We start from the raw sequence: 12,755 nt of genomic DNA, 5'->3' as shown, positions 1-12,755 counted from the left end.
CAGCGGCCCACTACTCTGACTTTCGCACAAACCAACTGAGATTTGAGGTTGAAGGCCAATGGCCACATCCACCGACCTGGGCAAGGTTCGCAACTTCGGCATCATGGCCCACATCGATGCCGGCAAGACGACCACGACCGAGCGCATCCTGTTCTACACGGGCATCAACTACAAGATCGGTGACACCCACGAGGGCACCGCCACCATGGACTGGATGGAGCAGGAGCAGGAGCGTGGCATCACGATCACCTCTGCTGCGACCACCTGTTTCTGGAAGGAACACAAGCTCAACATCATCGACACCCCCGGGCACGTCGACTTCACCGTTGAGGTGGAGCGCAACCTGCGAGTGCTCGACGGTGCCGTGGCCGTCTTCGACGGTGTGGCCGGTGTCGAGCCGCAGTCGATGACCGTGTGGCGCCAGGCCGACAAGTACAACGTGCCGCGCATCTGCTACGTGAACAAGCTTGACCGCACCGGTGCCAGCTTCGACCACGTGGTCAAGACCATCCGCGAGCGCCTGCACGCCACCCCGATCATCATCCAGCTGCCGATCGGTGCTGAGGCCGACTTCCTCGGTGTCGTCGACCTGATCGGCATGCGCGCGCTGACCTGGCGCGGCGAGACCGTGGTGGGCGAGGACTACGAGGTCGAGGAGATCCCCGCCGACCTCGCTGACAAGGCCGCCGAGGCCCGTGAGGAACTGCTCACCCAGCTCGCCGACCTGGATGACGAGTTCGCCGAGAAGTACCTCGAGGACGAGGACGCCATCACTACCGACGACCTGCACCACGCCGTGCGTCGCGTCGTGCTGGCCGGCAAGGGCAACGCCGTGGTCTGCGGCTCGTCCTTCAAGAACAAGGGCGTTCAGCCCCTGCTCGACGCCGTGATCGCCTACCTGCCGGCCCCGACCGACATCCCCGCCATCAAGGGCTTCAAGCCCGGTGACGAGTCGGTCGAGATCGAGCGTCACCCCGACGACAAGGACCCGCTGTCGGCGCTGGCCTTCAAGATCGCCGCCGACCCGCACCTGGGCAAGCTCACCTTCGTCCGCGTCTACTCCGGCGTGCTGAAGTCGGGCGAGTCGGTGCTCAACTCGGTCAAGGGCAAGCGCGAGCGCATCGGCAAGATCTACCAGATGCACGCCAACAAGCGTGAAGAGGTCGAGTCGATGGGCGCCGGCATGATCTGCGCCGTGATGGGTCTGAAGGACACCACCACCGGTGAGACCCTGTGCGACCAGGCCAACCCCGTCGTCCTCGAGTCGATGGAGTTCCCGGCACCGGTCATCGAGCAGGCCATCGAGCCCAAGACCAAGTCCGACCAGGAGAAGCTGGGCACCGCGATCCAGCGCCTCGCTGAAGAGGACCCGACCTTCCGCGTCCACACCGACGAGGAGACCGGCCAGACCATCATCGCCGGCATGGGTGAGCTGCACCTCGACGTGCTGATCGACCGCATGAAGCGCGAGTTCAACGTCGAGGCCAACATCGGCAAGCCGCAGGTGGCCTACCGCGAGACCCTGCGTCGTCCGGTCAGCAAGGTCGAGTACACCCACAAGAAGCAGTCGGGTGGTTCGGGCCAGTTCGGCAAGGTCATCATCGACCTTGAGCCGACCGAACCCGGCTCGGGCTACGAGTTCGTCAACGCCGTCACCGGTGGCCGCATCCCCAAGGAGTACATCCCCGCGGTGGACGCCGGCATCAAGGACGCGATGACCTCCGGTGTGCTGGCTGGCTACCCGGTCGAGGACATCAAGGTCACCCTGCTCGACGGCGCCTACCACGACGTCGACTCCTCCGAGCTCGCCTTCAAGATCGCCGGTTCCATGGTGTTCAAGGAGGCCGCGCGCAAGGCCGACCCGGGTCTGCTCGAGCCGATGATGGCCGTCGAGGTCACCACCCCCGAGGACTACCTGGGCACCGTGATCGGTGACATCAACGGTCGTCGTGGCCAGGTGCAGTCGATGGACGAGGAGCACGGCAACCGTGTCGTCCGCGCCCTGGTGCCGCTGTCGGAGATGTTCGGCTACGTCGGTGACCTGCGCTCCAAGACCTCGGGCCAGGCGTCGTACTCGATGGAGTTCGACTCCTACGCCGAGGTGCCGAAGAACGTGTCGGACGAAATCGTCGCGAAGGCTCGCGGCGGCTCGGCCGAGTGACCTGGGCCTGACCCACGTCCGCACGCCGCTCGGTGCGGCGCGCACCCCGGAAACCAACCCCGGGTGCGCGACCACCGGGCGGCCCCGGCCGGCCGGCAGCCATCTCATTTGACTACCGGCACGGCTTGAAGAAAAATAGGTCGGGTGACCCAGCCTTGACCAAGGCAGGAATCCGTCCACAGCCTGTCGGGAAGACGTCCCGCAGGAGACCACGAGCGCCCCGCGTCCCAGCGTGGGTACCATCCAGAAGGAGCCCCAGTGGCAAAGGCCAAGTTCGAGCGGACCAAGCCGCACTGCAACATCGGCACCATCGGACACATCGACCACGGCAAGACCACTCTGACCGCGGCGATCTCCAAGGTGCTGCACGACACCTACCCGGACCTCAACGAGGCTTCGCCGTTCGACGCGATCGACAAGGCCCCCGAAGAGCGTCAGCGTGGTATCACCATCTCGATCGCTCACATCGAGTACCAGACCGAGGCGCGCCACTACGCTCACGTTGACTGCCCCGGCCACGCCGACTACGTCAAGAACATGATCACCGGCGCTGCCCAGATGGACGGCGCGATCCTCGTGGTTGCCGCCACCGACGGCCCGATGCCGCAGACCCGCGAGCACGTGCTGCTGGCCCGCCAGGTGGGCGTCCCCGCCATCGTCGTCGCCCTGAACAAGTGCGACATGGTGGACGACGAGGAGCTCATCGAGCTCGTCGAGATGGAGGTCCGCGAGCTGCTGTCGAGCCAGGAGTTCGACGGTGACAACTGCCCGGTCGTCCGCGTCGCCGCTTTCCCCGCCCTTCAGGGCGACGAGAAGTGGGCCGAGTCGATCCGCGAGCTGATGGCCGCTGTGGACGAGTACATCCCGCAGCCCGAGCGTGAGACCGACAAGCCCTTCCTGATGCCCGTTGAGGACGTCTTCACCATCACCGGCCGTGGCACCGTGATCACCGGTCGTATTGAGCGCGGCATCGTCCGCACCGGTGAGACCGTTGACATCGTCGGCATCGCCGAGGAGAAGCAGACCACCACCGTGACCGGTGTTGAGATGTTCCGCAAGATCCTCGACGAGGGTCGCGCCGGTGAGAACGTCGGCCTGCTGCTCCGCGGCACCAAGAAGGAGGACGTGGAGCGCGGCATGGTCGTCATCAAGCCGGGTTCGACCACCCCCCACACCGACTTCGAGGGCAACGTCTACGTGCTCACCAAGGAGGAGGGTGGCCGTCACAAGCCGTTCTTCTCTAACTACTCGCCGCAGTTCTACTTCCGCACCACCGACGTGACCGGTGTGGTCGAGCTGCCCGAGGGCACCGAGATGGTCATGCCCGGTGACAACACCGACATGACTGTTCACCTGAACAAGCCCATCGCCATGGAGGACGGCCTGAAGTTCGCCATCCGCGAGGGCGGCCGCACCGTCGGCGCCGGTCGTGTGACCAAGATCCTCAAGTGATCTGACCAGCTTCACCAGCAAGGCCCGCACCCCCTGGGTGCGGGCCTTGCTGTTTCCCCGCCGACCCCGCCCGGCGGTTGGCTCAGTCGCGGACGAGCAGCGCCACCGGCAGGTGCTCGAGCACCTCGGCCAGCCGGACGACCGGGCCGGTGCGCCGGCCGCTGAGCACGTCGGTCCACGTCCCGCCCAGGGTCAGGCTCGCATCGCCCCAACCGCCTCCGCGGGCCAGGGTCGCCGGCATCCGGGTGGCCAGGGTGACAGCCCCGCCGCGGTCGAAGGCGACCAGGTGCGCTGACAGCGGCCCGCCGAGCGTGAGCGGCTCGTAGCCGGTGAACAGCTCCGGGGCCGCGCGGCGCAGCCGCAGCGCATGCTCGACCACCCAGTGCTTGGCATGGTCGGGGTTCGGGTGCCCGATGACCAGCGGTGAATGGGCCGCCTCGCGCAGCCGGTCGAAGTCCGGCAGGCGCCGGTTGTCCGGGTCGACCAGACTGTCGTCGAAGACCTCGGTGCCCCAGTACACATCGGGGATTCCCGGCATGGTCAGCTGGACGAGCTTCTGCGCCAGGCTGGTCGCCACCGCAGGGGCGGCCAGCAGCTCACCCAGGGCCTGCCACCGGGCTTCCAGCTCGGGGGAGTCGTAGGCCAGCTCGATCGCGTCGTGGACCAACTGCTCGAACTGCTCGTCCGGGTCGGTCCATGAGGTGTGCACCCCGGCCTCACGCATCGCCTTGGTGGCATAGGCGTGCAGGCGTTCAGGCTCGATGGGCCCGGTGGCGGCCAGGGTCTGGCCCAGCAGGTAGGCCAGTGGCCCATCGGGGATGTCGCCCTCCTGCAGGAAGGCCGACAGCCACCCACTCACCCGCTCGGGGAACTCGGTCATCGCGGCCAGCCAGGCCCGGATGTCCTCGCTGCGCTTGGTGTCGTGGGTCGACAGGGTGGTCATCGAGTGTGGCAGTTCCTGCTGGCGGCGGGTCATGTCGGCGTGGAAACCGTCGAGGGTGGTGGCGAACCGGCTCGGGTGCCCACCGACCTCGTTGGCCCCGATGAACCTGCTGTAGCGGTACCAGGCGGTGTCCTCGAGCCCCTTGGCGGTCAGTGCCCCGGTCAGCTGTTCGAACCGGCGGGCCGCCTCGGTGGTGACGTCAGCCAGGCTGGGGGCCAGCGCGTCGATCTCGGCGACCAGGTCCGCCCGGGTGCGCCGCGCCACCGCCAGAGCCGCGTTCAGCGGTCCGCTGACCTCGGGCAGGTAGCTGCGGTAGACCGGCACATGGACCGCCACCTCGGCCAGCGCCTCACCCAGCCGCTCCGGCTCGAAGCCAGCAACAACAGGCTCGGGCAGGGCCCGCAGGATCCGGGTGACCTCCGAGCCGAATGAGGAGTCGATCATGGTCCGCTTGCCGACCAGGACATGGTCCTCGGCGCTGAGGTGGTCGCCGGTCAGCAACTGGTAGCGGTTGGTCAGGTAGGCCTCGTTGTCGGGTTTGGTGAACAGCCGGTTCACCTCGGCCAGCGCGTCATAGCCGCTGGTGCCGTCGATCGGCCAGTCCGGCAGTGGTTCACCATCGCCGAGGATCTTCTCGGCCAGCAGCCAGATCGAGTCCCCGACGCGGGCACGCAGCCGGCGGAAGTACTCCCCGGGGTCGCTCAGGCCGTCGGGGTGGTCGACCCGCAGTCCTTGCACCTCACCGCGGTCGACCATGGCGAAGATCCGCTCATGGGTGGCCTCGAAGACCCGTTCGTCCTCGATGCGCAGCCCAGCCAGCGAGTCGACGGTGAAGAAGCGGCGGTAGTTCAGTTCGGTGCTGGCCAGCGGCCATGGCGCCAGCCGGTAGTGCTGCCGCCCGGCCACCTCGCGGGGGTCGTCACCGGGGTTGGCTGACCCCGGCGCGGTCGGGAGTCGCAGCCCGCCCAGCCGCAGCTCGTCGGCCGCCTCGGACAGGCTCAGCGACGACAGGTCGCCGTCCTCGCCGAGCACCGGCAGCAGGATCGGGGCGCGCGACCAGTCGATGTCGAACCAGTGCGCATACTGCGAATCGCGGCCCTCGCTCAGCACGCTCCACCAGAACGGGTTCTGGGCGGGGTCGCTGATCCCGCAGTGGTTGGGCACGATGTCGAGCACCACCTTGAGCTGCGCCTCCTGCGCAGCCCGGACGAACCGGTCCCAGCCCTCCTCGCCGCCGCGTTGCGGGTCGACCTGGCGGCAGTCGACCCAGTCGTAGCCGTGGTCGGAACCGGTGGTGGCCGTCAACACGGGGGACAGGTACACCGCATCGATGCCCAGCTCGACCAGGCGTGGCAGGTCGGCGGCGGCATCGTCCAGCGTGAACTGCTGGCTGATCTGGTAGCGGTAGGTGGAGGTCGGCAGGTCGCGAGTCACGCCCCCGAGCCTAGCCATCCTGATGTCGATAGGCTGTGCCCCATCATGACTGAGCCTGCATTTGCCCCTGCCCGCACGCGCGTGGCACCCAGCCCCACCGGTGACCCGCACGTCGGAACCGCCTACATGGCACTGTTCGACCTGGCCTGGGCCCGCAAGACCGGCGGCGCGTTCGTCCTGCGCATCGAGGACACCGACCGGGCCCGCCTGGTCGAGGGCAGCGAACAGCAGATCTTCGACTCGCTGAAGTGGCTCGGGCTGGGCTACGACGAGGGCCCCGACGTCGGCGGCGAGCACGGCCCCTACCGGCAGTCGGAACGCTTGGAGACCTACCGCCCGTTCGTCGACCAGCTGCTCGCCGACGGGCACGCCTACTACTGCTGGTGCTCCTCGGAGCGCCTGGCCGAGCTGCGCGCTGAGCAGCAGGCCAGCAAGCAGTCGGTGACCGGCTACGACCGGCGCTGCCTGGGGCTCACCCGAGAGCAGCGCGCAGAACTGCCCGGGTTCAGCGAGGCGCCCGTGGTGCGGATGCTGGTTCCCGACGACATCGAGCTCGACTTCGACGACATCATCCGTGGCCGGGTCCGCGCACCGCGCCCCGACGACCAGGTCATCCTCAAGGCCGACGGGTTCCCGACCTACCACCTGGCCGTGGTGGTCGACGACCACCTGATGGGCATCACCACGGTCGTCCGCGGTGAGGAATGGATCTCCTCGACCCCCAAGCACGTGCTGCTGTACCGCTGGCTCGGCTTCGAGATGCCGCAGTTCGCCCACATGCCGCTGCTGCGCAATGAGAACAAGTCCAAGATCTCCAAGCGCAAGAACCCTGCCGCCCGGCTGCTGTGGTTCCGTGAGCAGGGCTACCTGCCCGAGGCGCTGCGGAACTTCCTGCAGCTGCTGGCCTACCCGCCGGTGGTCGAGGACGACGGCAGTGAACGCGAAGTGGTCAGCTTCGAGGAGTTCATCGAGGGCTTCGACTGGACCCGGATCAACACCGTGGGGCCCATCTTCGACGTCAAGAAGCTGGACTGGCTCAACGGGCTCTACATCCGCAACCTGCCCACCGACGAGCTGGCCGAACGCATCATCGAGCACCAGCTGCACACCGGTGCCTGGGCCGAGGTCGATGACGCGACCCGCGAGCTGGTCCGTCGGGCCACCCCGCTGGTCAGCCAACGGATGACCCTGCTGGGCGATGCCGCGCCCGCGATGGCCTTCCTGATGAGCCCTGACGACGACCTGGTGCTGGACGAGGCCGCCGTGGCCTCGCTGAACGATGACGCCACCCAGGTGCTGGAGGCCGGCATCGCCGCCCTGGAGGGGCTGGACGACTTCACCGCCGAACCCATCCAGGCGGCGCTGCGCGCAGCGCTGGTCGAGGGTCTGGGGCAGAAGCCGAAGTTCGCCTTCGCCCCGCTGCGGGTGGGTGTGAGTGGTGCCAAGGTCTCCCCGCCGCTGTTCGAGTCGATGGAGATCCTGGGCAAGGACTCCACCGTGGCGCGGCTGCGTCGACTGCTGGCCACGCTGGGTGGGGGCGCGGGTTAGACCCGACCCACCTCGGTGCGCTTCTCGGCCTGGAACTGGTCCTCCACGCGGCCCCTGGCCCAGTAGCCCGACAAGGACAGCCGGTCCTTGTCGAGCCCCAGCGGGGTGAACACCGGTCGCAGCGCCCTCATCGAGCCGCGCTCACCGTGGGCGAAGATGCTGACGTCGCCGAGCGCTGCCCAGTCCAGGTCGCGGACCTGGTCGGCGAGCCGCTCGGCCCGGTAGTCCTCATCACCGCGGACGAGCCAGCGCACCTCGACACCGTCGGGGTGGCGCAGGTCCAGGGTGTGCTCGCAGGCCTCGATCACGACCAGCCCGCGGGCATCGGTGGGCAGCCGCTCGAGTCCGGCGGCGATCGCCGGCAGGGCCGACTCGTCGCCCAGGAACAGGTGGAAGTCCGCCTCGGTACGCGGCGACCAGGCCCCACCGGGGCCCCGGGCGAGCACGACCTCACCGGGTTCGGCGGCGGCCGCCCAGGGGGCGGCGAGCCCCTCGTCCCCGTGGACGACGAAGTCGAGGGCGAGCAGGTCGTCCTCGATGGTGCGCACCGAGTACGTGCGGGTGGTGGGTCGTTCGCCCTCGGCCGGGGGAGTGCTGACCGGGCCGTGGTCGTCGAACAGCAACTTGACGTAGGAGTCACTGAACTCGCCGACCTGGAAGCCCTCGGTGCTGAACCAGACCCGCACCAGGTCGGGGTGCAACTGTTCGCGGCGCACCACCGTCAACCGGGCCAACGGTTTGGCCGGTCGGTTCATGCCGCCCGGATGCTCACTCACACGCCATCGCCCCCAGCAAGATCATTGAATTACGTGACACCTCCGTGACCTTATCAGGCAACTGAGGCAAGCCTAACCTCCAGCCCGTCGTGGACAGGGCCCCGTGACCCCCACGGCGGCTGCAGTGACAGGTGCGATTGCGGCTAGGCTTCGGCCCATGACCAAGCCTGCCGGTGCCTCTGACTTCATTCGCGACATTGTCGAGCGTGACAACGAGAGTGGACTGTTCGGTGGGCGAGTCCAGACCCGGTTCCCACCCGAACCCAACGGCTACCTGCACATCGGCCACGCCAAGGCCATCCACCAGGACTTCGAGACCGCCCTGGCCTTCGGTGGGGTGTGCAATGTCCGCTTCGACGACACCAACCCCGACACCGAGGAGTCGGAGTACGTCGACTCGATCCTGGCCGACATCGCCTGGCTCGGCTACGAACCGGAGAACATCTTCTTCGCCTCGGACTACTTCGAGCAGCTCTACGAATGGGCCCGCGAACTGATCCGCCGCGGTCTGGCCTATGTCGACGACCAGGACGGTGAGACCATTTCGGCGCAGCGCGGCGGCTTCGGCAAGCCCGGCATCGAGAGCCCCTACCGGGACCGCCCCGTCGAGGAGAGCCTCGACCTGCTGGCCCGGATGCGCGCCGGCGAGTTCGACGACGGGGCACGCTGCCTGCGGGCCAAGATCGACATGCAGGCCGACAACATGTGGCTGCGTGACCCCGTGCTGTACCGCATCCGCCGGGCGCCCCACCACCGCACCGGTGACGCGTGGTGCATCTACCCGACCTACGACTGGGCCCACGGCCAGTCCGATGCCATTGAGGGTGTCACCCACTCGATCTGCACGATGGAGTTCGACGTCCATCGTCCGCTCTACGACTGGTGCCTGGCGAACCTTCCCCTGCCGGGTGACACCCCCAAGCAGATCGAGTTCGCCCGCCTTGAGTTCACCCACATCGTCACCTCCAAGCGGCGACTGAAGAAGCTCGTGGACGAGGGGGTCGTCGAGGGTTGGGACGACGCCCGGATGCCGACCCTGTCGGGCCTGCGCCGCCGCGGCTACCCGGCGGCCGCGATCCGGGAGTTCTGCACCGAGATCGGCACCGCCCGCACCAACGCCCGCCACGCCATCGAGGCGCTCGAGGCCGTGGTGCGCCGCCACCTGAACAAGACCGCCCAGCGTCGCATGACCGTGCTGCGCCCCCTGAAGCTGGTGCTGACCAACTGGCCCACCGATGCCGAAGGCAACCCGGTCGTGGAGTACTTCGAGGTCACCAACAACCCCGAGAACCCCGACGACGGCACCCGCAAGGTCGCCTTCAGCGGTGAGCTGGTGATCGAGGCCGACGACTTCGCGCTCGACCCGCCGCCGAAGTTCTTCCGCCTGGCCCCGGGCCGGGAGGTGCGCCTGCGTGGTGCCTACCTGGTCACCGCCACCGACGCCGTCACCGACGCCGACGGCAACGTGGTGCAGGTCAACGCCACCTACGACCCCGCCACCCGCGGCGGTGACGCCCCCGACGGCCGCAAGGTGAAGTCGACCATGCACTGGGTCTCGGTGCCGCACTCGGTGCCGGTCACCGCTGCACTCTACGACCGGCTGTTCACCGCGGCGGTACCCGGGGAGGCCACCGGCGAGGCGCTCGACGACCTGAACCCCAACTCCCGCGAACTGCTCACCGACGCGGTCGGTGAGGCAGTGCTGGCCGAGGTCGCGCCCGGCCAGGTCGTCCAGTTCGAGCGGCTCGGCTACTTCGCCAAGGACGCCGACGCTCCCGGGCTGTTCCACCGCACGGTTGGGTTGAAGGACGAGTGGGCGGCCATCCAGAAGCGGCAGGCCCAGGGCGGCTAGCGCTGCAGGTCGCGCAGGGTGGTGCCGACCCCCGGCTCCTGGGCCAGGGCCAGGTACAACTCGGCGCAGGCCAGCGCATCGGTCAGCGCATCGTGCGCCTTGTAGACCGGCAGGCCGTAGCGCGCCCGGGCCGCCCACAGCCGCAGCGCTGAGCGGGGTGGCTCCTGGCTGGCATGCGTGGCCAGCAGCCGGTACTGAACCTGCATCGTGTCGACGGCCGTCAGCACGAGTGGGCGCCCGAACACCTCACGGCAGGCCCGTTCCAGGAAGCCGGTCTCCATCGGGGCGTAGTGCGCCAGCAGGGCCCGGCCCCGCAGCGCCTGTAGCAGTTCGGCCAACCCGGCGGCCAGGCTTACGCCCTCCTGCTCGGCCACGTCGTCGGTGATGCCGTGGATGGTCGCGCTGTCACCCACCTCGGCCCCGGTCCTGATCATGATCCGTCGGGCCCCGGCCAGGGTGATCGCGTCACCGTCGACCGGGACGAAGCCGATCGACAGGATCGCCCCGGTGGGCGCGTCGAGGCCGGTGGTCTCCAGGTCGACGGCCAGCAACGGCAGGTCGGCGAGCCGGGTGCTCGGGGCCGGCAGCGGCACCGACAGGTAGTCACGCAGCGCCCCCTCGGGTGTCTTGGCCAGGGCACGCTTGCGGCGGCTGTCGAGCGGGCGCAGGTCGAGGAGGGCCATCGGTTCAGACCAGGTGCGTCTGGTGGAGGTGGGCCAGGCTCTTCAGCGCTCGTCCGATGACGGTGAACGCCTCCCGCAGGGTCCGCTGGTCCAGCGCGTTCAGGGTCTTCGGGTCGAGGTGGTTGTCGGGTGTGGCGCCGCGGCGCAGTTCCTCGGCCTGGTGGTGCAGCCGCAGGTGCTGGATGAACTCGGCAGCATCGACCAGCGCCGCGGCCTGCCGTTCGTCCAGCCGCCCGGCGCCGGCGGCCAGCCTCAGCCGGGCGTCGGTGGCGGTCTCGGTGCTGCCCAGCGCCAGCGCATGCACCCGCGCCAACTGGATGATCGCGTGGCTGGCGGCCTTCAGGTCGAGGGTGTCGGCATGCTCACCGCCGTGTTCCAGTACGAACCCCTTGAAGAAGCCCAGCGGGGGAGTGTAGGCCACCGCCTGGGCGGCCAGGTGGGTCAGGAAACGGGTGGCCCCGGGGGTCTGGGTGGCCAACCAGCCGAGCAGGTCGTCGACCAGGGCATGGCGGCCGTGCACGGCGCGGGCGTCGAAAAAGATCTGCGCGTGCAGCACCTCGAGGCCATCGGGTTCGTTCAGCCAATGACTGATCTGGCGGCGCCACTGTGACGAGGTGAAGCACCACTTGGTGGCCATCACCTCACCACGGCACCGCGGGAAACCGGCGGCCTCCAACCCCTCGACCACTCGTTCCGCCACCCGGGTGAACCACGCCCGGCCCTGTTCCGAGAGGTGGTCAGCGGCATCGTCGAGGACGATGCAGTGGTCCTGGTCGGAGCCGAGCCGACCCTCGTGGCGGGCCTGTGACCCCAGCGCCACCCAGGCCCAGGCCACCGGCACCCCGTCGACGGTGGGGGCCGGCCCGAACTCCGCTTCGGCCAGGCCGATCAGGGTCGAGGTGGCGGCATCGCTGATACTGCCCAGCAGGCGACTGATCTCGGCCGCCGAGGCATCGGCCTCGATGTACTCGGCCACCAACCGGGGGATGCGAGCACAGACCCGCGCCACCCCCTCGGCGTCGTGCTGCCGGGCGATGTCGGCGGCCAGGTAGATCGGGTGGGCCCGGTCGAGCCGCATCATGTCGCCGCTGGAGACCAGGCCCAGCACCTGGTCGCCCTGGGTCACCGGCAGGTGGTGGATGCCCTTCGAGGTCATGATCAACATCGCCTCGAAGGCGCGGGCCTCGGGTTCGATCGTGATCAGGTCGCGGGTCATCACCGCGCTGACCGGCTCATCGCCGGATCGTCCGACCGCGACGACCTTGGAGCGCAGGTCACGGTCGGTGACGATGCCCACGAGGCGGTTGTCGTCGACCAGCAGCAAGGCCGAGACCTTGTGGGCCGACATCACCTGCGCCGCTTCTCGGATGCTGATGGTCGATTCGGCCTGCACCGGCCGGCGGGTGACCAGGGCCCCGACCCGGCGCCCCAGCGACACCTCCCCGGTGCGTGACTGTTTGGCCCGCTGTGCGGCCCCGGCCAGGCGGTGGGCTGCGGTGGCCCGGAAGTAGGCGCCGAATGCGTCGTCCTGTTCTGCCAGGGCCCGGAAACCCTCGGAATCGATGACCACCACCAGGGTGTCTTCGATGGCACGCACCAGCAGCGGGGACGTCTCGGTCGAGAGCACCGACTGGACGCCGAAGATGCCACCGGGGCCGAGCCGCTCGACCAGGCCACCGGAGGCATCGGTCAGGTCCACCCCGCCCGACCGCACCACGTGCACGTTCGAGTTGGGGTCGCCGGAACCGTAGATGAGGGTGCCGCGGCGGTAGTAGCGCAGCACGGCTGTGCCGGCCAGCGCGTCGAGGCGGCCGGCGGGCAGGTGGTCCCACGGGGCGTGGGCAGCGAGGAAGTCGCGAACTTCCCGGACCTCGATGTCCATGGGACCGACCTTAGAGCAGGCCCA

General features: G+C 68.7%; 8 protein-coding genes. 4 read left to right on the top strand and 4 right to left on the bottom strand.

Going from position 1 to position 12,755, the window contains the following annotated elements; genetic code table 11:
* The first annotated feature begins 58 nt into the window (after positions 1-58).
* A complete protein-coding gene (gene fusA, locus ACQE3C_RS11205) occupies positions 59-2,161 on the top strand; it encodes an elongation factor G (protein WP_434539269.1) in 2,103 nt (700 codons plus the stop codon).
* A gap of 258 nt (positions 2,162-2,419) precedes the next feature.
* Entirely contained in the window at positions 2,420-3,613 is a 1,194-nt protein-coding gene (tuf, locus tag ACQE3C_RS11200) for an elongation factor Tu (RefSeq protein WP_434539268.1), read from the top strand.
* A gap of 82 nt (positions 3,614-3,695) precedes the next feature.
* Here tuf and treY read toward each other — a convergent pair whose 3' ends face one another.
* Entirely contained in the window at positions 3,696-5,990 is a 2,295-nt protein-coding gene (treY, locus tag ACQE3C_RS11195; RefSeq protein ID WP_434539267.1) for a malto-oligosyltrehalose synthase, read from the bottom strand.
* 45 nt (positions 5,991-6,035) lie between these two features.
* On the opposite strand from treY, the gene gltX reads away from it, so the two are divergent.
* Positions 6,036-7,538 (top strand): glutamate--tRNA ligase, encoded by a 1,503-nt coding sequence (gene gltX / locus ACQE3C_RS11190; protein ID WP_434539266.1) that lies wholly within the window; start codon positions 6,036-6,038, stop codon positions 7,536-7,538.
* Here the strand turns inward: gltX and ACQE3C_RS11185 are convergent.
* Entirely contained in the window at positions 7,535-8,293 is a 759-nt protein-coding gene (locus ACQE3C_RS11185; RefSeq protein WP_434539265.1) for a siderophore-interacting protein, read from the bottom strand. The genes gltX and ACQE3C_RS11185 overlap by 4 nt on opposite strands.
* Before the next feature lie 178 nt (positions 8,294-8,471).
* Here ACQE3C_RS11185 and ACQE3C_RS11180 point away from each other — a divergent pair, with 178 nt between their 5' ends.
* Positions 8,472-10,166 carry a glutamine--tRNA ligase/YqeY domain fusion protein gene (locus ACQE3C_RS11180; protein ID WP_434539264.1) on the top strand — a complete coding sequence of 565 codons (1,695 nt, stop codon included), beginning with the start codon at positions 8,472-8,474 and terminating at the stop codon, positions 10,164-10,166.
* On the opposite strand, the gene ACQE3C_RS11175 is transcribed toward ACQE3C_RS11180, so the two are convergent.
* Both ACQE3C_RS11175 and ACQE3C_RS11170 read right to left on the bottom strand, forming a co-directional pair.
* A complete protein-coding gene (locus tag ACQE3C_RS11175; protein ID WP_434539263.1) occupies positions 10,163-10,849 on the bottom strand; it encodes an exonuclease domain-containing protein in 687 nt (228 codons plus the stop codon). The genes ACQE3C_RS11180 and ACQE3C_RS11175 overlap by 4 nt on opposite strands.
* 4 nt (positions 10,850-10,853) lie before the next feature.
* Positions 10,854-12,731: a DUF294 nucleotidyltransferase-like domain-containing protein gene (locus ACQE3C_RS11170; protein ID WP_434539262.1), complete on the bottom strand. Its 1,878-nt coding sequence runs from the start codon at positions 12,729-12,731 to the stop codon at positions 10,854-10,856.
* Positions 12,732-12,755 lie beyond the last annotated feature (24 nt).

It is taken from the genome of Aestuariimicrobium sp. Y1814 (assembly GCF_050113895.1).
Taxonomy (GTDB): Bacteria; Actinomycetota; Actinomycetes; order Propionibacteriales; family Propionibacteriaceae; genus Aestuariimicrobium.
This window is presented reverse-complemented; position numbering and strand designations above follow the sequence as displayed.